We start from the raw sequence: 18,578 nt of genomic DNA on the forward strand, positions 1-18,578 counted from the left end.
AACCTGGCCCCGCCGCCCGGCGTTGATAACTTTGGGCGGCTGCACCCGCCGCCGCACCGCCCCCCCCTCACCCTCAGGAGCCCGGAACCGTGACGACGCTTGCGCTCGGACCAAGCTGGCTGGATCCGGATTACCTGCTCAACCAGTTCGGCCTCTGGGGCCTGCTGGTGATCGTCTTCGCCGAGTCGGGCCTGCTCATCGGCTTCTTCCTGCCGGGCGACTCGCTGCTGTTCACCACGGGCCTGCTGATCACCACGCACAAGCTGGACACCCCGCTGTGGCTGGCCTGCCTGCTGATCTGCATCGCCGCGATCCTCGGCGACCAGGCGGGCTACCTCTTCGGCAAGAAGGTCGGCCCGGCGCTGTTCAACCGCCCGGACTCCAAGCTCTTCAAGCAGGAGAACGTGGTCAAGGCCCACGACTTCTTCGAGAAGTACGGCCCCAAGTCGCTGGTCCTGGCCCGCTTCGTGCCGATCGTGCGTACGTTCACGCCGATCATCGCCGGCGTCTCCGGCATGCGGTACCGCTCGTTCATCACGTTCAACATCATCGGCGGCGTCCTGTGGGGCGCGGGCGTCACCCTGCTCGGCGCCTGGCTCGGCAACATCGACTTCGTCCACAAGAACATCGAGGCGATCCTGATCCTGATCGTCCTCATCTCGGTGGTGCCGATCGCCATCGAGTTCCTGCGGGCCCGGGGCAAGTCCAAGAAGGCGGCCTCGGCCGCGGGCGCGCCCCCGGCCCAGCGCGGCCGGCACGCGAAGCGCTGACCCCCGGGGGCAGACCCCCGGTCGCGGGGTCAGAACCCCCTGGTCCGCTTCGCCGCCCGGCGGTTCTCCGCCGTGGCCGCCCCGGGGATCTTGAGGATCAGCCGGGAGATCTCGCTCCCCAGGTTCACGCCGATCGCGATGGCGAGCGCCGTCGCGACGGCCTTGGTGAGCGAGTTCATGCCCGTGTTGAGGTCGTTCTGCGCGAGGGCCAGCAGCCCGAAGTACGTGGCGCTGCCGGGCAGCAGCGGCCCGATCGCGGCCGTCACGTACGGCAGTGAGGACGCGAACCGGTAGCGCGAGAAGAGCTGCCCGAACAGGCCCACGAGACCGGCCGCGATGGCCGTCGCCGCGACGGGGGACAGCGCCAGCGGGGTCTGCGCGAGGGCACCGAACATCACCCAGGCGATGCCGCCGTTGAGGGTCACCATCAGCACGGTGTGACGTTCCTGCTGGAGCAGTATCGCGAAGGCCAGGCTCAGCGCCATCGACGCCAGGATCTGGATGACGGGCCGCGACGACGTCACGCCGAACTGCGTCTCCGGAGTCAGGTTCGTCGCGTCCAGCATCACGCCGAGCGACAGCACGAGCAGCACACCGCAGACGATGCCGACGATCAGGTACATGACCTCCAGCAGACGCGCCGCCGCGGTGATGTAGTAGCCGGTCAGCCCGTCCTGCACGCCCGCCACCAGCGCCCGCCCCGGGATCAGCGCGAAGAGCCCACCGGTGATGACCGCGGAGGCCATCGTCGCCTCGGTGTGCGCGAAGCTCAGCGCCACGCCCATCGCGGCGGGCGGCATCGCGGCACCCACGAACTGGTAGAACTCCGGCAGCCCGCGCCCCGCGCACAGCCAGGCGAGCCGGTCGCCGAGCATCGCGCCCACGGCGGCCACCACGAAGACCAGGGCGCCACCACCCACCAGCACGGACGCGGAGCCCGCGAGGAGGCCGCTGGCGGCCGTGAGGGCCCATCCCGGGTAGGGGTGACGGTTACGGCGGATGCCCGCGAGACGGCGGTAGGCCTCCTCCAGGGAGACGTCGATGTCCGGGTCGCTGATGTCGTCCACCAGGTGGAAGACGGCCGCGAGCCGGGTGTAGTCGGTGCCCCGGCGGCGCACGGTCCGCGAGGCCGTGACGGGGTCCTCCACGAGCGAGGGCTGGTGGGAGACCGACAGCAGCGTGAACGTCACGTTCGGCTCGCAGCGGTCCAGGCCGTAGGAGCGGCAGACGGCGAACATGGCCGCCTCGACGTCCTCGGCGCCTTCACCACCGGCGAGCAGCAGCTCCCCGATACGCAGCGTCAGGTCGAGCACGCGCGGTACGGCGGGCCCGGCCTCGTCCCCCTGCTTCTGCGCGGGCTCCGGAGCGGGCCGCTCGGTGACCGGCATCCGCAGCATCGTGCGCATCTGGTCCTGCCAGGGCACTTCCTTGGTGAGCTTCACCAGGGGGATGCCCTGCGCGGGTGTGAAGGCCGGCGGGGCGTTGCGCGCGCTGTAGGTGTTCGGCGTCGTGAACGCCGATTTCTCGGTCTCCTGCGTCGTCGACGGCGACGGGGCCGGGAGCCCCGTGGGGAGGGCGAACTCGGAGGTGGTCTGGGACTCGTCCTCCGGCGCCTGCGGCTGCGGCGCCACCCCGCTGGGCTGCACGAACGCGCTGCGGGCCTCGTCCGACTGAGGCTTTCGGTCCTCGGCCTCATGCTCGGCCACTGGTGCCCTCACTTACTTCTCATACGACTCGTACGCACCCTCCGTATGGCCAGTATGGGCACAGATACGCGAACGGGCCGCGCGGTCCGGAAGCCGGATCGCGCGGCCCGTGCGGGGCCGGGAGGCTCAGTGGCCGCCCTGCGCCTCGAAGCGCTTGTACGACTTCTCGATCTCGGCCTCGGCGTCCGCGCGGCCGACCCAGTCGGCGCCTTCCACGGACTTGCCGGGCTCCAGGTCCTTGTAGACCTCGAAGAAGTGCTGGATCTCCAGGCGGTCGAACTCGGAAACGTGGTGGATGTCACGCAGGTGCTCCACCCGGGGGTCCGAGGCCGGGACGCAGAGCAGCTTGTCGTCGCCGCCCGCCTCGTCGGTCATCCGGAACATGCCGATCGCGCGGCACTTGATGAGGCATCCGGGGAAGGTCGGCTCGTCCAGGATGACCAGGGCGTCCAGCGGGTCACCGTCCTCGCCGAGGGTGTTCTCGACGAAGCCGTAGTCCGCGGGGTAGCTGGTCGACGTGAAGAGGCGACGGTCCAGACGGATCCGGCCGGTCTCGTGGTCCACCTCGTACTTGTTCCGCGAACCCTTCGGAATCTCGATGGTGACGTCGAACTCCACGGGTGGCTCCTCCATGATCAGCACATACTTCGGGTGATTAAGTGTCCCTCACGCAGATGTGTGATCGCGAAAGGGGCTGGTCGTCGTGCCGGAGCTCAAGCCTTGGCAGCGGCCTCGACAGCTTTTGGAACAGCTGCCAAAGCCTTCCGCCCTCAAGCTCCCCCGGTTCTCGGGAAAGCTCACGACCTTGCAGCTCACGGCGGGTGCCGCCACCCTCGGCCTGGTGATCTCGGCCGGGGCGGTGGCCGCGGCCGGCCCTTGGGACTCCTCCGGTCAGCGTACGGCCGAGCGGGACTGGGCCGCTGCTCAGGAGGCCGGGGGTGGCGCAGATCACGGTGGTCACGGGGCCGCCGGGACGCCCGAGACCGCCCCGAGCGCCCCGTCCGTGCTCACCGGGCTCGGCGCGCCCGCGGGGGCGGCTCCGAGGCCCACGGACCGCGCGCTGGCGGACGTACTCGACCCCCTCCTGAAGGACCCCGCGCTCGGCCCGGAGCGCTCGGCCGTCGTCCTCGACGCGGTCTCCGGGAAGCGGGTCTACGGCAAGGGGGCGGGGGACGGCCTGACGCCCGCGTCGACCATCAAGATCGCCACGGCCGTCGCGGCGCTCTCGGCCGCGGGGCCCGACCACCGCATCGCCACCACGACGGTCATCGAGCCGGACTCCAAGGACGTCGTCCTGGTCGGCGGCGGCGACCCCACGCTGACCGCCCGCAAGGACGGCCGCTACACCGACACCGCCGCGAACCTGCGCACGCTCGCCGAGGACACCGCCCGCGCGCTGAAGTCCCGCGACATCGACAAGGTGGCGCTCTCCTACGACACCTCGCTGTACTCCGGGCCGCCGCAGCACCCCATCGGCCCCAACGAGAACATCACGCCGGTCAGCGCCCTGATGGCCGACGAGGGCCGGCTCGACGACTCCTCCAGCGGGCCCGCCCCGCGCGCGGGGGACCCGGCGGGCGACGCGGCGAGGAAGTTCGCGGGCTTCCTCAAGGACGAGGGCATCCACCTGGAAGCCGACCCCGGCCCCTCCAAGGCGTCCCCCCGTGCCTCGTCCCTCGCCAAGGTCGAGTCGCCGCCCCTGTCCTTCCTGGTCGAGCGGATGCTGACCCACAGCGACAACGACATCGCCGAGGCCCTGGCCCGCCAGACGGCCCTCGCCGCGAAGGAGCCGGTCAGCTTCGACGGCGCGGGCCGGGCGGTCGGCGCCCAGCTCGCCAAGCTCGGGCTGCCCCTCGCCGGAGCGGAGTTCGCCGACGGCAGCGGCCTGGACCGCGCCGACCGGCTCTCCGCCGAACTCCTGGCCGCCCTCCTGGACCGCGCCGCCGATCCGGCCCGCCCCGAACTGCGCTCCGTGGTGACGGGCCTGCCGGTGGCGGGCTTCACCGGCACCCTGGTCGACCGCTACCCCAAGGAGTCCCCGGGCACGGGCCTGGTACGCGCCAAGACGGGCACCCTCACCGGCGTGAACACCCTGGCGGGCACGGTCGTGGACGCGGACGGCCGCCTTCTGCTCTTCGCTTTCATGACCACAGGCACGAGGGACGCCCAGGCGGCCCAGAAAACCCTGGACCAAATGGCCTCAACGGTAGCCAACTGCGGCTGCCGCTAACGCCCCCGCGGGCCCGGAACAGAGCGCCCCGAAGGGGCGCGGGGAACGGCGCGGTCAGCCACACACAACTCGCACGCTTAAAGCCACCGAGCCCCCTAGGGGCAAGGTCCGGGGCAACCTGGGGGGTCAACACCCTCCGCCAGAGGGGGCCAGCACGTACCGTTGACGCATGACGAGCATCGGTGGTGCGGAGATGGTCGACTGGAACCTCGCGGTGGCGACCGCGACCCGGCTCGTGCGGCCGGGCCCAGAGGTGAGCCGGGACGAGGCGCGAGCCATCGTCGCCGAGCTGCGCCGGCATGCCAAGTCCTCGGAGGAGCACGTCCGTTCCTTCACGGGCATGGGTACGGAGGACGCCCACGACACCCCCGTCCTCGTCGTCGACAGAGCAGGCTGGATCAAGGCGAACGTCGCCGGCTTCCGCGAGATCCTCAAGCCCCTCCTGGACAAGATGCAGGACAAGCGGGGCAGCGGCCCCGGCGGCGCGGTCCTCGGCGCGGTCGGCGGCAAGGTGACCGGCGTGGAGCTGGGCATGCTCCTGTCGTTCCTGGCCTCCCGCGTCCTCGGCCAGTACGAGACCTTCGCCCCCGCCACCCGAGCCCTCCCCGCAGGGGCGAACGGCGGCGGCAGGCTCCTCCTGGTGGCCCCGAACATCGTGCACGTGGAGCGCGAACTGGACGTGGACCCCCACGACTTCCGCCTCTGGGTCTGCCTCCACGAGGAGACGCACCGCACCCAGTTCACCGCCGTCCCCTGGCTGCGCGACCATCTCGAAGGCGAGATCCAGTCGTTCCTCGGCGAGACCGACGTCGACCCGATGACGGTCCTCGAGCGCGTCAGGGAGGCCGCCCAGTCGTTCGCGGGAGGCCGCCCGGAGGGCGAGGAGGACGACGCGAGCCGCTCCATCGTCGAGCTGGTGCAGACCCCCGCCCAGCGCGAGATCCTCGCCCGCCTCACGGCCGTGATGTCGCTCCTGGAGGGCCACGCGGACTTCGTGATGGACGGCGTCGGCCCCGACGTGGTGCCCTCCGTCACCGAGATCCGCGAGAAGTTCAAGGAGCGCAGGGCCCGCGGCGCCAGCCGCCTCGACCAGGCCCTGCGCAAGCTCCTCGGCCTCGACGCGAAATTGCGCCAATACCGGGACGGCGAGCGCTTCGTACGCGCGGTCGTGCAGGAGGTCGGCATGGACGGCTTCAACCGCGTATGGACTTCACCGAACACCCTGCCCACGAAGGCGGAGATCGCCAAACCGGCGGACTGGGTCGCGAGGGTGCACCGTAAGGGAGACTGAGGGACCGGATGCGGCCGATGGCAGGAGAACGCCCCCGCAATCACCCGTCCGAGGGACCGTAGGCGAGGGGTAGGCGTGCAATGCTCGGGGAACGGCTCGGCTCTGTCACCATCGACACACTCTGAGTGACTGAACACTCGGGGGCCCGAGGCCTGGGAGACCAAGCCTCCGGACTCCGGAGTGGGTCCTGAGTGATTGGTCCGAGGCTCACCCCCGAACTTCACGAAGGGAACCGGACATGGGTCCCCATCCTGCGGTCGCGGCGATACGCCTGGCGGTCCGCCGCGTACTCCACGACGTACTGACCGACGTACAGCGCAGCTCCGAGAACGACCCCCCACCCCTCGCGCACGAGCACGCCCCCCAGCCGCTCGTGCTCGTCGCCTGCTCCGGCGGCGCCGACTCCATGGCGCTCGCCTCCGCCCTCGCCTTCGAGGCCCCCAAGCTCGGCATCCGCGCCGGCGGCGTCACCGTCGACCACGGCCTGCAGCCCGGCTCCGATCTGCGCGCCGCCGAGGTCCTCGTGCGCCTCACCGCGCTCGGCCTCGACCCGGTCGAGTCCGTCACCGTGCGCGTGGGCCGCGAGGGAGGCCCGGAAGCAGCCGCCCGGGACGCCCGGTACGCCGCCCTGGACGCCGCCGCCGAACGGCACGCGGCGGCCGCCGTCCTGCTCGGCCACACGCGCGACGACCAGGCGGAGACCGTCCTGCTCGGCCTCGCCCGCGGCTCCGGCATCCGCTCCCTGTCCGGAATGGCCGCGACCTCGGGGGTCGCGGGCCGTTACCGCCGCCCCTTCCTGCACATCGACCGCCAGACCGCCCGCAAGGCGTGCATGGTCCAGTCGCTGCCCGTCTGGGACGACCCGCACAACGCCGACCCGGCGTACACCCGCTCCCGGCTGCGCCACGAGGGTCTGCCCGCCCTGGAGAAGGCGCTCGGCAAGGGCGTCGTCGAAGCGCTCGCCCGCACGGCCCAGCTCTCCCGCGACGACGCGGACGCGCTCGACACCTGGGCCGCCCAGGCCGAGGCGACCGTGCGCGACGCCGCGGGCCTCCTGGAGTGCGCCAAGCTCTACGCCCTGCCGGCCGCCGTACGCCGCCGCATCGTGCGCAGGGCCGCCATCGAGGCCGGGGCACCCGCCGGTTCGCTCTTCGCCCGGCACATCGAAGAGGTGGACCGCCTGATCACTGGCTGGCGCGGCCAGGGAGCCATCAATCTCCCGGGCAAAGTCGTGGCTCAGCGCCAGGGTGGCAGACTGGTGATCCGGCAAGGCTGACGTGCGGCCCGTGCTCATCGCGGGCCGGTCGGCCGGTGGGACGACCGAAAGTGATGCGGGTGGACGCGAAAGACATGGGCACCGACCTCAAGTCGGTGCTCATCACCAAGGAAGAGATCGACGCGAAGCTGGCGGAGCTGGCCGCGAAGATCGACGCGGAGTACGCGGGCAAGGACTTGCTGATCGTCGGTGTCCTCAAGGGCGCCGTGATGGTCATGGCGGACCTGGCGCGTGCGCTGGCCACCCCCGTCACGATGGACTGGATGGCCGTGTCGTCGTACGGCGCGGGCACCCAGTCCTCCGGCGTGGTCCGGATCCTCAAGGACCTGGACACGGACATCAAGGGCAAGCACGTCCTGATCGTCGAGGACATCATCGACTCCGGCCTGACGCTGTCCTGGCTGCTGTCCAACCTCGGCTCGCGCGAGCCCGCCTCCCTGGAGGTGTGCACGCTGCTGCGCAAGCCGGAGGCGGCGAAGGTCGCGATCGACGTGAAGTGGATCGGCTTCGACATCCCGAACGAGTTCGTCGTGGGCTATGGCCTGGACTTCGCGGAGAAGTACCGCAACCTCCCCTTCGTCGGCACGCTGGCCCCGCACGTCTACGGCGGCTGACGCCCGCCGGACCTGAGGCCCGCGGGGCCTGACATCCGCAGGACTGGGTACGGCGGCGGGGAACCCTCACCCGTTTCCCGCCGTTGGACCATGCGAAGGCGGGTTTGCCAGCCGTCCCGTGCGGCTTCGGGTCACAATGCTGGGGTACCGTCCGAAGAACAGTCTTTATCAAACTCACTATGGCAGGAGGGACGGGGCGTCTTCGCTCCGTATGGATGGACGTGAAGCGATACTTCCGTGGGCCAGTCATGTGGATCGTGCTGGCCGTCCTTGCCGTGGTCGTGTTGATGCAGGTCGTCGGCTCGTCCGGTGGCTACAAGACGGTTGACACCGGTCAGGTCGTTCAGGCGATCAACGACAACAAGGTCGAGTCGGCCAAACTCACCACCGGTGACGAGCAGATCATCAAGGTCGAGCTCAAGGGTGACGAGAAGGTCAAGGGCAGCAGCAAGATCCAGGCGAGCTACATCGGCGACCAGGGCGTCGACCTCGCAAAGTCTCTGCAGGCCAAGTACGAGGACAAGCAGATCAAGGACGGTTACACCGTCTCCCCGTCGAAGCAGAACCCCTTCGTCGGCATCCTGCTCTCCCTCCTCCCCTTCGTCCTCATCGTGGTCGTCTTCCTGTTCCTGATGAATCAGATGCAGGGCGGCGGCTCCCGGGTCATGAACTTCGGGAAGTCCAAGGCCAAGCTCATCACCAAGGACACCCCGAAGACGACCTTCTCCGATGTGGCGGGTTCGGACGAAGCCGTCGAGGAGCTCCACGAGATCAAGGAGTTCCTCCAGGAGCCGGCGAAGTTCCAGGCCGTCGGCGCCAAGATCCCCAAGGGCGTGCTCCTCTACGGCCCGCCCGGCACCGGCAAGACGCTCCTCGCGCGCGCCGTCGCCGGTGAGGCCGGGGTTCCGTTCTACTCGATCTCCGGTTCCGACTTCGTCGAGATGTTCGTCGGTGTCGGTGCCTCCCGTGTGCGCGACCTCTTCGAGCAGGCCAAGGCGAACGCCCCGGCGATCGTCTTCGTCGACGAGATCGACGCCGTCGGCCGGCACCGCGGCGCGGGCCTCGGCGGTGGCCACGACGAGCGCGAGCAGACGCTGAACCAGCTGCTGGTCGAGATGGACGGCTTCGACGTGAAGGGCGGCGTCATCCTGATCGCCGCCACGAACCGCCCCGACATCCTCGACCCCGCGCTCCTGCGCCCCGGCCGCTTCGACCGGCAGATCGCCGTCGACCGCCCGGACATGCAGGGCCGTCTGGAGATCCTCAAGGTCCACCAGAAGGGCAAGCCGGTCGCCCCGGACGTGGACCTCGGCGCGGTGGCCCGTCGCACGCCGGGCTTCACCGGCGCCGACCTGTCGAACGTGCTGAACGAAGCGGCGCTCCTGACGGCGCGCGGCGACCGGAAGCTGATCGACAACCACGCGCTGGACGAGGCGATCGACCGCGTCGTGGCGGGCCCGCAGAAGCGGACCCGGATCATGTCCGACAAGGAAAAGAAGATCACCGCGTACCACGAGGGCGGACACGCCCTGGTCGCGGCGGCTTCCCCGAACTCGGACCCGGTCCACAAGATCACGATCCTGTCCCGCGGCCGGGCCCTGGGTTACACCATGGTCCTGCCCGAAGAGGACAAGTACTCCACCACGCGCAACGAGATGCTCGACCAGCTCGCGTACATGCTGGGCGGGCGCGCGGCCGAGGAGCTCGTCTTCCACGACCCGACGACGGGCGCGGCGAACGACATCGAGAAGGCCACGGCCACCGCACGCGCGATGGTCACGCAGTACGGCATGACCGAGCGTCTGGGCGCGATCAAGTTCGGCGGGGACAACACCGAGCCGTTCCTCGGGCGCGAGATGGCGCACCAGCGGGACTACTCCGAAGAGGTCGCCGCGCTGGTCGACGAAGAGGTCAAGAAGCTCATCGAGACCGCGCACAACGAAGCGTGGGAGATCCTCGTCGAGAACCGCGACATCCTCGACAACCTGGTTCTCCAGCTCCTCGAGAAGGAGACCCTCAACAAGGAGCAGATCGCGGAGATCTTCGCCGGGATCGTGAAGCGTCCGGCCCGCCCGGCGTGGACCGGCTCCTCGCGGCGTACGCCCTCGACCCGCCCGCCGGTGCTCTCCCCCAAGGAGCTGTCACTGACGAACGGTGCGAACGGCGCCACCCCCGCGGTGACCTCGGGCAGCACGGAGAAGCACCTCGAGGTGGCCCCGGAGGACCGCCCCGAGAGCTGACCCCGCGCGCCTCAGCAGGCCCGGAATGAATGTCGCGCCCCCCAGGTTTTAGCCTGGGGGGCGCGGCACTTTCGTATGCCCGCGTGAAACGCACAGGAACGAGGCACAACATGACCGACCCGGTGACGCTGGACGGCGAGCACTCGATCGGCGAGTTCGACGAGAAGCGGGCCGAGAACGCCGTGCGTGAGCTTCTGATCGCCGTCGGGGAGGACCCCGACCGCGAGGGCCTCCTGGAGACCCCGGCCCGCGTCGCCCGGGCGTACCGGGAAATATTCTCCGGGCTGCGGCAGAAGGCGGAGGACGTCCTGACGACGACGTTCGACCTGGGGCACGACGAGATGGTCCTGGTGAAGGACATCGAGGTCATGAGCTCCTGTGAGCATCATCTGGTCCCGTTCGTCGGCGTCGCCCACGTCGGGTACATCCCGTCGGTGGACGGCAAGATCACGGGTCTGTCGAAGCTCGCCCGCCTCGTCGATGTGTACGCGCGCCGGCCGCAGGTGCAGGAGCGGCTGACCACGCAGATCGCGGACTCCCTGATGGAGATACTGGAACCGCGCGGTGTGATCGTGGTCATCCAGTGCGAGCACATGTGCATGACGATGCGCGGGGTGCGCAAGCCCGGCGCCAAGACCATCACCTCGGCGGTCCGCGGTCAGCTGAGGGACCCCGCGACGCGCAATGAGGCGATGAGTCTGATCATGGCCCGCTGAGCCGCCCGAGCCCCGCTGGGCGGGACGAGCCCCGCTGGGCCGGACGATCCCGCCGAGCCCGCTGTCAGGTCGCCGGGGCCGCCTGGCCGTTCTCGTCGTCGTCCTCGGGGAGCTTGCAGACCCGCTCCAGGAACAGGGCCGCCGCTATCACCGCGATGCCCATCAGGACCGAGAGCCCGGCGTAGATCGCCTGGTCGCGGCGGGCCGGGACCTCAAGGGATTCGAGCAGGAACGCGCCCGCGCCGCCGTACATCCCCGCGACGAGCGCCGCGACCAGGGCGCTGGCCTGGCCGAAGACGACCGCGCGCGCGGCCATCAGCGGCTCGACGCCCTTCGCGCCGGGGCGGCGCTCCCGCTGGGCCCGCAGCCGCGAGCGCAGCGAGAGCGCCGTCGACAGGAGTACGACGGCGATCACCGCGAGCACGATGGGCGCGGCCAGCGGGACCCGGGGCAGGCTGCCGAGGGAGTCCCACAGCCGGGCGCCCGACCAGGACAGCACTCCGGCCACGGCGAAGAGGCCGGCCAGTGTCCTGATGCGCAGTTGCTTCACGGGTGACCCTTCGTTGCCTTCATCGTCGTACGGACCCTGCGGCGGATCTTGTAGACCCTAACGACTATTCCGGCAGCCGGAGTTCCAGGTCGGCACGGGGCGCGACGCCGTCGCGGGTGACGGCGGCGAGCAGCTCGGCGACCGGGCCGCGGCCGACGAGCTGGGCCTCGGGATCGACGTCGAGCCAGGGGGCGAGGACGAAGGCGCGCTCGTGCGCGCGCGGGTGGGGCAGGGTGAGCGCCGGGTCGTCGGAGACCACGTCGGCGTAGGCCACGATGTCCACGTCGATCGTGCGCGGGCCCCAGCGCTCGTCGCGGACGCGGTGGAAGGCCTCCTCGACGGCCTGCGCGCGCTCCAGGAGCGAGGAGGGCGGCAGGGTCGTCTTCACCACGACCACGGCGTTGAAGTACGAGGGCTGAGTGCCGGGGTCCACGCCCCACGGCTCGGTCTCGTACACCGGAGAGACCGCCTTGACCCGCAGGCCGGGGGTGTCCTCCAGGGCGTCGACGGCGCCCTGGAGGGTCTCCAGGCGGTTGCCGAGGTTGCTGCCGAGGGAGATCACGGCACGCTTGGGGTTGGACAGGGTGCTGCCCGCCGCGTCCACCTGCTCGACCACGGAGGTGGGCACCGGCTGGACGGTCGGGTCGCTCTGACCCGCTTTGAAGGGCGCAGTCATACTCGGCTCCGGGTGATGGTGACGGTCACATCGTCGAAGGGCACGGTGATCGGGGCGTCCGGCTTGTGGACGCACACCTCGACCTCCAGGACGCCTTCGTGCTTCAGACACGTCTGGGCGATGCGCTCGGCGAGGGTCTCGATGAGGTCGACGGGCTCGCCCTCGACGGCGGCCACGACCTCCTCGGCCACGATGCCGTAGTGCACGGTCTTCGCCAGGTCGTCGTCGGCCGCGGCCGCTCGCGTGTCCAGGCCGAGAACGAGGTCCACGATGAAGGTCTGGCCCTCTTCGCGCTCCCGCGGATAGACACCGTGGTGCCCGCGGGCCTTGAGGCCGCGCAGCGCGACACGATCCACGCGAATCACTCCTGCAATCGTCGGTATCGGCAGGCCTGCGCCGAGTGCGGTCGGCACACCAGCCTCGATCGAATCTACCTGCGAGCACTGACAGTGCTCGCCCGCGGGGCCTTCCGACGCGGTCCGCCGGCCCCGCCGCCCCCGCTGTTCCCTGGCCCCTACCCACTCAGGAGGGGTTCTCGTCACCCTCTTCGTCGTCGGTTTCGGCCAGGACGGGCGAGGCGTGGTGCGACCACAGTTTCCAGCCGTCGGGTGTGCGGCGGAACACGTTCGTGGCGACCACGAGCTGCCCCACGAGCGGTCCCAGTTCACCGCCGCCCTCGGGGGGCGGGCCGCCGCTGAGGATGTTCTCGGTGCAGGTGACCAGGGCGGTGTCACCGGCGACGCCGACCTTCAGGTCGGTCAGGAAGAACTGGATGTACTCCGTGTTCGCCATGATCAGTGCGTACGACCTGAGGACCTCGCCGCGGCCGGTGAGGACGGGCCAGCCGGGGTGGACGCAGGAGACGGCGTCCCCGTCGGCGCTGCGCTCGGCGTGCTCGGCGTTCTCGTCCGTGCGGTCGTCGTCGGTGTCCGGGTCGTCGCTGACGGTGTCGGCCTCGGAGTCCAGCCACAGGTCGGAGACCTTGTCGAAGTCGCCGCGCTCCAGTGCTTCGTAAAAGGCGGTGTTGGCCAGCTCGACCTGCTCGATGTCGGTGCGGGCAGCCCCGGTCACAGGTGGCCGCCGGCTGCGTCCGTCACGGCCTGGGCGACGCGCACCGCGTCCGCCGTGGCCCGCACCTCGTGCACACGGACCGCCCAGGCGCCCTGGTGGGCGGCGATGGCGGAGACCGCGGCGGTGGCGGCGTCGCGCTCGCGGGCGGGCGGTGGGGCGCCCTCGGGGCCCGCGAGGACCCGGCCGAGGAACCGCTTGCGGGAGGCGGCGACCAGGAGGGGGTGGCCGAGATCGCGCAGCCGGTCGAGGCGGGCCAGGAGCGCCAGGTCGTGCTCGGCCTCCTTGGAGAAGCCGAGGCCCGGGTCGACGACGATGCGCTCGGGGGCGATGCCGCCCTCGATGGCGGCGGCCACGCGCGCGTGGAGCTCGCCGACGACTTCGGAGACCACGTCCTCGTAGACGGGCTTGGCGTGCATGTCGGTGAGGAAGCCCCGCCAGTGCATGACCACGAAGGGGGCACCGGCGGCGGCGACCGCGGGAACCATGCGCGGGTCGGCGAGGCCGCCGCTGACGTCGTTGACGAGGACGGCGCCCGCGGCGAGCGCCTGCTCGGCGACGCTGGCGCGCATGGTGTCCACGGAGACGGTGACGCCTTCGGCGGTCAGGCCCCGCACCACGGGGACGACGCGCTTCAGCTCCTCGTCCTCGTCCACGCGGGTCGCGCCGGGACGGGTCGACTCGCCGCCGACGTCGACGAGGTCGGCGCCCTGGGCGACGAGGTCGACGCCGTGCTTGACGGCGGCCGTGGTGTCGAACCAGCGGCCGCCGTCGGAGAAGGAGTCGGGCGTGACGTTCACGACGCCCATGACCGCACAGCGGTCCCACTCCGGCAGCCCCTGGACCGATCCCCGCCCGCGCAACGTACTCATGTGTCCAGCGTAGGCCCCGGAAGGGGACGGGTTACGCCGTCTGCATCTCGCGTTCCGTGCTCTGGTGGGGGCAGGGGCGCGGCTGGGTGGTGCCCCTGCGCAGGAAGCGGGGGAGCGCGAGGGTGACGAAGCCCTCTGCCTGCATGGCGGCGAAGCCGATGCGGGGCAGGTCCTTGCTGGAGCGGTAGACGACGAAGCGGGGCTCCCAGCGGGGGCGGAACTTCGCGTTGAACTTGTACAGGGACTCGATCTGGAACCAGCGCGACAGGAAGACCAGCAGGCCCCGCCAGGCGCGCAGGACCGGGCCCGCGCCGATCTTCTCGCCGCGGGCGAGGGCCGCGCGGAACATCGCGAAGTTGAGCGAGACGCGCGTGATGCCGAGCTTCGGTGCGGCCTGGAGGGCGGCCACGATGAGCAGCTCGTTCATGCCGGGGTCGGCGGAGCGGTCGCGGCGCATGAGGTCCAGGGAGACGCCGTCCTTGCCCCACGGGACGAAGTGGAGGACGGCCTTGAGGTCTCCGTAGGGGCCCGCCTCCTCGTCGGCCTTGTGGGCGGTGGCGATCAGGCAGTCGCCGTCGTTCGGGTCGCCGATGCGGCCGAGCGCCATGGAGAAGCCGCGCTCGGTGTCGGTGCCGCGCCAGTCGTCGGCGGCGCGCTGGATCTTGGCGAGCTCCTGCTCACCGAGGTCACGGATGCGCCGTACGCGCGTCTCGTAGCCATTGCGCTCGATCCGCTTGACCATCTGGCGTACGTTGCGCATCGCACGCCCGGACAGGGAGAAATCCGCGACGTCCACCACCGCCTCGTCGCCCAGTTCGAGGGCGTCGAGGCCGGTCTCGCGGGTCCAGACCTCGCCGCCCGTCTCGGAGCAGCCCATCACGGCGGGCGTCCAGGAGTGGGCCTTCGCCTCGTCCATGAAGCGCTCGATGGCGCCGGGCCAGGCCTCGACGTCGCCGATCGGGTCGCCGCTGGCGAGCATCACCCCGGAGACGACGCGGTAGGTGACGGCGGCCTTGCCGCTGGGGGAGAAGACGACGCCCTTGTCGCGGCGGAGCGCGAAGTGGCCGAGCGAGTCGCGGGCGCCGTGCCGGTCGAGCAGGGCGCGCAGCTTCGCCTCGTCGTCCTCGGTGAGGCGGGCGGCCGGGTGCTCGGGGCGGAAGGCCAGGTAGATGGTGGTGAGGGCGGTGAGCATGCCGAGGGCGCCGAGGGAGAAGCCGACGGTCCAGGACGTACTGCCGTAGTAGCCGACCGGGCCCTCGAAGCCGAAGAGGCCGTAGAGGACGTGCTGGAGGCGTTCGGTGATACTGGGGTCCCCGATGACCTTGCCGGGGTGGACGCTTACGATCACCAGCCCCAGCAGGATGGAACCCGCCCCGAGGAGGACGAAGTTGGCCAGCGCGCGCCAGCGGCTGCGCGGGTCGGGCAGGGCCGTGAACTCACTCCGATGGCGCAGCAGCAGTGCGAGGAGCGCGAGCGAGATCACGACACCGATCACCGAGTGCCGGTATGTGAACTGCGCCACGGCTCCCGCGGGCAGCAGCACCACGGCGGCCCGCCAGGCCCGCCGCTTGTGGCGCCGCAGACCGTGGGCGAGCAGGAGCAGCAGAATGCCGGAGCTGAGCGCGAGCGCGGCCGCGAAGGGGCCGAGCGCCCCGGGCAGAACCTCGGCGATGGCGTGCATGCGGCTGTGCCGGAAGCGGGGGAAGACACCTGCCGCCACGTTCAGCAGGCCTACGATCGTGCAGGCTCTGGCGACGAGGGTCGGCACGGCCTCGGGGCGCGGGCCGCGCAGTATCCGGTGGAGGCGGCCGTCGCGGTGCCGGTCGTCACCGCCCGGAACCCCACCCGACATTTCGCCATCTATCCTGACAGACATCGCATCCTGTAGTTCTGCGAGAGAGCTTGAATCCGGTGCCAAAACGGCATCCGGCACCTTTGCGCCCTCTAGGACGGTCCTTCAGGGAAACGGGTTCATTCCTCGCCGGAAACGGCTGGAGAAGCTCGGGCAACATCCTAGGCGAGCAACAGCCCGGAACCCCGAGGCAACGGTAGTAGAAAGCGCAGGCAGGAACACCCTATGGGTCTCACGAGCAACAAGGTCCTCGCCCTTGCGGTCTTGCTGGCCGTACTGCTCTTCTTCGGCACGATCTGGCTCTGGCCGCGGCTGGCCCGCCGCTCCTGGAAGGCCGTCACCGGCCGCGTGGGGCTGCTCCTGGCCACCCAGATCGCGATCTTCGCATCGGTGGGTCTCGCGGCCAACCAGGCCTTCGGCTTCTACGCCACCTGGGCCGACCTCTTCGGCCAGGAGACGAGCCCGGGGATAGTGGTGGACCACGATCCGGCCAAAGGGGGCTCAGGGCCCGTCAAGGTCGTCGACACCCAGACCGTGAACGTGCCCGGCGGCAGCCGCCCGTCCCTCGGCGGTCAGATCCAGAAGATCGAGGTCGGCGGCAAGGAGTCACGGATAGGCAGCCCCGCCTACGTCTACCTGCCGCCCGAGTACTTCCAGCCGCAGTACCGCAACCGCACGTTCCCCGCGGCCGTGGCCCTCACCGGCTACCCGGGCACCGCCGAGGCGCTCATCAAAGGGCTGCACTACCCCCAGACCGCCCACAAGCTGGCCGCCGACGGCAAGATGCAGCCGATGATCCTGGTCATGATGCGGCCGACCGTGGCGCCGCCGCGCGACACGGAGTGCGTGGACATCCCCGGCGGCCCGCAGACCGAGACGTTCTTCGCCAAGGACCTGCCCGACGCTCTCTCGCAGCACTACAGGGTGGGCTCCAAGGCCCGGAACTGGGGCATCATCGGCGACTCCACGGGCGGCTACTGCGCCTTGAAGCTCGCCGTGCACCACCCCGACAAGTACGGCGCCGCCGCGGGCCTCTCGGCCTACTACAAGGCGCCCATCGACGTCACCACCGGCGATCTCTTCCACGGTGACAAGCAGTTGGAGCGCGAGGCCGACCTCATGTGGTACCTCGACCACAAGCCGGCGCCCAAGACGTCCTTGCTGGTGACCAGCAGCAAGAAGGGCGAGGACAACTACCAGGACACCTTGAGGTTCATCGACAAGGTGAAGGCGCCCACGCGCGTGTCGTCGATCACGCTCGAAAGCGGTGGGCACAACTTCAACACCTGGCGCAGGGAGATCCCCGCCACCCTCCAGTGGATGAGCGGACGGCTCAGCGGCGACTGACGGCCCCGGCGGCCCGGATGACCTCGGTCGGCCCGGCGGCCCCCGGAGAACCGCGGATCAGTCGGCGCCGATCGCCGCGATCGTCTCCAGTTCGACCTCGGCCCGCGCGATGTCACGGGCGTCCGCCGCCGTCGAGCGGCGCAAGGCCTCATGCAGCCCGGCCGGTGTCAGCACGCCCAGGAAGCGGCCCTCGCTCTCCTTGTCGATGACCGCGATCCAGCCCGCGTCGTGCTGGAGCATCGTCGCGAACGCCTGCTTCAGGCTCGCGCCCACCGGCAGCCACGCCTCCATGCGCCGGGCGTGCTCGCGGACCGTGCCGTGGCCCACGCGCGCGTGCTCGGCGGAGATCCAGCCGTGCAGGTTGTTGTCGCCGTCCAGGACGACCGCCCAGCGGGCGTCGAGGTCCTTGGGCAGCGCGTCGTCCAGGTGCACCACGGGAGGCTGTTCCAGGTCGCCCTCCTCGATCGGGGTCACGGAGAGCCGCTTCAGACCGCGGTCCGCGCCGACGAAGTCGGCCACGTACGCGTTGGCGGGGGCACCGAGGACCGTCGAGGGGGTGTCGAACTGCTCGATGCGGCCCTCTCCGTAGACCGCGATGCGGTCGCCGAGGCGGACGGCCTCCTCGATGTCGTGCGTGACGAACAGGACCGTCTTGCGCACGGACTGCTGGAGGCGCAGGAACTCGTTCTGAAGGTGCTCGCGCACCACGGGGTCGACCGCGCCGAACGGCTCGTCCATCAGGAGCACCGGCGGATCGGCCGCCAGGGCGCGGGCCACGCCGACGCGCTGGCGCTGGCCCCCGGAGAGCTGTTCGGGGTAGCGGTCGCCGAAGACGGACGGGTCGAGGCCGACCAGGTCGAGGAGTTCGGCGGCGCGCTCGCGGGCCTTGCCGCGCTTGACGCCGAGCAGGTGCGGCACGGTCGCCGTGTTCTCCAGGACGGTCTTGTGCGGGAAGAGGCCGACCTGCTGGATGACGTAGCCGATGCGGCGTCTGAGCTGCACGGGGTCGATGGCGGATATGTCGTCCCCGTCGACGAAGATCCGGCCCTCACTCGGCTCGATGAGCCGGTTCACCATCTTCATCGTGGTCGTCTTGCCGCAGCCCGACGGGCCGACGAGCGTGACCAGTTCACCCTCGGCGACCTCGAAGGACAGATCGTCGACGGCCGTGGTGCCGTCCGCGTAGCGCTTGGTGACGTGCTCGAACCGGATCATGTTTCCCCATTGTGCCGGGCGGTGGCGGACTGTGGCAGGCGGTCTCGGGTGGTGGCGGGCCGTGCGTGACGGCCGTGTTGCGGCCGCACGAGGAGTCTCGGCGATTGTCAGTGCCGCGCGTTAGGGTCGCCAGACACGGGGGGACGTGTGTGCGG

17 protein-coding genes are annotated in these 18,578 nt (G+C 70.5%); 8 read left to right on the plus strand and 9 right to left on the minus strand.

What is annotated here, in order from left to right; genetic code table 11:
* The first annotated feature begins 89 nt into the window (after window positions 1-89).
* Window positions 90-770 carry a VTT domain-containing protein gene (locus DMA15_RS20565; RefSeq protein ID WP_125514251.1) on the plus strand — a complete coding sequence of 227 codons (681 nt, stop codon included), beginning with the start codon at window positions 90-92 and terminating at the stop codon, window positions 768-770.
* Window positions 771-799: 29 nt separating this feature from the next.
* On the opposite strand, the gene DMA15_RS20570 is transcribed toward DMA15_RS20565, so the two are convergent.
* Both DMA15_RS20570 and DMA15_RS20575 read right to left on the minus strand, forming a co-directional pair.
* A complete protein-coding gene (locus DMA15_RS20570; RefSeq protein WP_125514252.1) occupies window positions 800-2,476 on the minus strand; it encodes a threonine/serine exporter family protein in 1,677 nt (558 codons plus the stop codon).
* 126 nt (window positions 2,477-2,602) lie between these two features.
* Complete coding sequence (locus DMA15_RS20575) at window positions 2,603-3,094, minus strand: inorganic diphosphatase (RefSeq protein ID WP_030785786.1); 492 nt, start codon at window positions 3,092-3,094, stop codon at window positions 2,603-2,605.
* A gap of 133 nt (window positions 3,095-3,227) precedes the next feature.
* On the opposite strand from DMA15_RS20575, the gene dacB reads away from it, so the two are divergent.
* The 6 genes from dacB (at window position 3,228) to folE (ending at window position 10,843) form a co-directional block, all read left to right on the plus strand.
* A complete protein-coding gene (gene dacB, locus DMA15_RS20580) occupies window positions 3,228-4,706 on the plus strand; it encodes a D-alanyl-D-alanine carboxypeptidase/D-alanyl-D-alanine-endopeptidase (protein ID WP_240660235.1) in 1,479 nt (492 codons plus the stop codon).
* A 169-nt stretch (window positions 4,707-4,875) separates the two neighbouring features.
* The gene (locus tag DMA15_RS20585) at window positions 4,876-5,997 is read left to right on the plus strand and encodes a zinc-dependent metalloprotease (protein ID WP_125514254.1); all 1,122 of its coding nucleotides are present in this window, start codon (window positions 4,876-4,878) and stop codon (window positions 5,995-5,997) included.
* 238 nt (window positions 5,998-6,235) lie between these two features.
* Window positions 6,236-7,273 carry a tRNA lysidine(34) synthetase TilS gene (gene tilS / locus DMA15_RS20590; RefSeq protein WP_125514255.1) on the plus strand — a complete coding sequence of 346 codons (1,038 nt, stop codon included), beginning with the start codon at window positions 6,236-6,238 and terminating at the stop codon, window positions 7,271-7,273.
* Window positions 7,274-7,326: 53 nt separating this feature from the next.
* Window positions 7,327-7,887: a hypoxanthine phosphoribosyltransferase gene (gene hpt / locus DMA15_RS20595; protein WP_125517906.1), complete on the plus strand. Its 561-nt coding sequence runs from the start codon at window positions 7,327-7,329 to the stop codon at window positions 7,885-7,887.
* A 215-nt stretch (window positions 7,888-8,102) separates the two neighbouring features.
* A complete protein-coding gene (gene ftsH / locus DMA15_RS20600) occupies window positions 8,103-10,127 on the plus strand; it encodes an ATP-dependent zinc metalloprotease FtsH (RefSeq protein WP_125514256.1) in 2,025 nt (674 codons plus the stop codon).
* Between the two features lie 110 nt (window positions 10,128-10,237).
* Entirely contained in the window at window positions 10,238-10,843 is a 606-nt protein-coding gene (gene folE / locus DMA15_RS20605) for a GTP cyclohydrolase I FolE (protein ID WP_125514257.1), read from the plus strand.
* Window positions 10,844-10,907: 64 nt separating this feature from the next.
* Here folE and DMA15_RS20610 read toward each other — a convergent pair whose 3' ends face one another.
* The 6 genes from DMA15_RS20610 to DMA15_RS20635 form a co-directional block, all read right to left on the minus strand.
* Window positions 10,908-11,393, minus strand: a complete 486-nt coding sequence (locus tag DMA15_RS20610; protein ID WP_125514258.1) for a DUF3180 domain-containing protein — start codon at window positions 11,391-11,393, stop codon at window positions 10,908-10,910.
* A 64-nt stretch (window positions 11,394-11,457) separates the two neighbouring features.
* Entirely contained in the window at window positions 11,458-12,069 is a 612-nt protein-coding gene (gene folK, locus DMA15_RS20615) for a 2-amino-4-hydroxy-6-hydroxymethyldihydropteridine diphosphokinase (protein WP_125514259.1), read from the minus strand.
* Window positions 12,066-12,425: a dihydroneopterin aldolase gene (gene folB / locus DMA15_RS20620; protein WP_125514260.1), complete on the minus strand. Its 360-nt coding sequence runs from the start codon at window positions 12,423-12,425 to the stop codon at window positions 12,066-12,068. The genes folK and folB overlap by 4 nt, the downstream gene beginning before the upstream one ends.
* 166 nt (window positions 12,426-12,591) lie before the next feature.
* Window positions 12,592-13,140, minus strand: a complete 549-nt coding sequence (locus DMA15_RS20625; protein WP_125514261.1) for a nuclear transport factor 2 family protein — start codon at window positions 13,138-13,140, stop codon at window positions 12,592-12,594.
* Window positions 13,137-14,009 (minus strand): dihydropteroate synthase, encoded by an 873-nt coding sequence (gene folP, locus DMA15_RS20630; RefSeq protein ID WP_125514262.1) that lies wholly within the window; start codon window positions 14,007-14,009, stop codon window positions 13,137-13,139. The genes DMA15_RS20625 and folP overlap by 4 nt, the downstream gene beginning before the upstream one ends.
* A gap of 31 nt (window positions 14,010-14,040) precedes the next feature.
* Window positions 14,041-15,861, minus strand: coding sequence for a phosphatidylglycerol lysyltransferase domain-containing protein (locus DMA15_RS20635; RefSeq protein ID WP_125514263.1), 1,821 nt, complete (start codon window positions 15,859-15,861; stop codon window positions 14,041-14,043).
* Between the two features lie 225 nt (window positions 15,862-16,086).
* Here DMA15_RS20635 and DMA15_RS20640 point away from each other — a divergent pair, with 225 nt between their 5' ends.
* A complete protein-coding gene (locus DMA15_RS20640; RefSeq protein WP_125514264.1) occupies window positions 16,087-17,208 on the plus strand; it encodes an alpha/beta hydrolase-fold protein in 1,122 nt (373 codons plus the stop codon).
* Window positions 17,209-17,265: 57 nt separating this feature from the next.
* Here the strand turns inward: DMA15_RS20640 and DMA15_RS20645 are convergent, their stop codons facing one another.
* On the minus strand, window positions 17,266-18,423 hold the full coding sequence (locus DMA15_RS20645; protein WP_125514265.1) for a betaine/proline/choline family ABC transporter ATP-binding protein: 1,158 nt from the start codon (window positions 18,421-18,423) through the stop codon (window positions 17,266-17,268).
* Window positions 18,424-18,578 lie beyond the last annotated feature (155 nt).

Source organism: Streptomyces sp. WAC 01529, from assembly GCF_003945545.1.
GTDB lineage: Bacteria > Actinomycetota > Actinomycetes > Streptomycetales > Streptomycetaceae > Streptomyces > Streptomyces anatolicus.

What these genes read in the sequence shown, in the direction of transcription:
- DMA15_RS20585 (WP_125514254.1), top strand. Translation starts at nt 4,876, where the DNA reads ATGACGAGCATCGGTGGTGCGGAGATGGTCGACTGGAACCTCGCGGTG.
- tilS (WP_125514255.1), top strand. Translation starts at nt 6,236, where the DNA reads ATGGGTCCCCATCCTGCGGTCGCGGCGATACGCCTGGCGGTCCGCCGC.
- hpt (WP_125517906.1), top strand. Translation starts at nt 7,327, where the DNA reads ATGCGGGTGGACGCGAAAGACATGGGCACCGACCTCAAGTCGGTGCTC.
- ftsH (WP_125514256.1), top strand. Translation starts at nt 8,103, where the DNA reads ATGGACGTGAAGCGATACTTCCGTGGGCCAGTCATGTGGATCGTGCTG.
- folE (WP_125514257.1), top strand. Translation starts at nt 10,238, where the DNA reads ATGACCGACCCGGTGACGCTGGACGGCGAGCACTCGATCGGCGAGTTC.
- folK (WP_125514259.1), bottom strand. Translation starts at nt 12,069, where the DNA reads ATGACTGCGCCCTTCAAAGCGGGTCAGAGCGACCCGACCGTCCAGCCG.
- folP (WP_125514262.1), bottom strand. Translation starts at nt 14,009, where the DNA reads ATGAGTACGTTGCGCGGGCGGGGATCGGTCCAGGGGCTGCCGGAGTGG.
- DMA15_RS20635 (WP_125514263.1), bottom strand. Translation starts at nt 15,861, where the DNA reads ATGTCGGGTGGGGTTCCGGGCGGTGACGACCGGCACCGCGACGGCCGC.
- DMA15_RS20640 (WP_125514264.1), top strand. Translation starts at nt 16,087, where the DNA reads ATGGGTCTCACGAGCAACAAGGTCCTCGCCCTTGCGGTCTTGCTGGCC.
- DMA15_RS20645 (WP_125514265.1), bottom strand. Translation starts at nt 18,423, where the DNA reads ATGATCCGGTTCGAGCACGTCACCAAGCGCTACGCGGACGGCACCACG.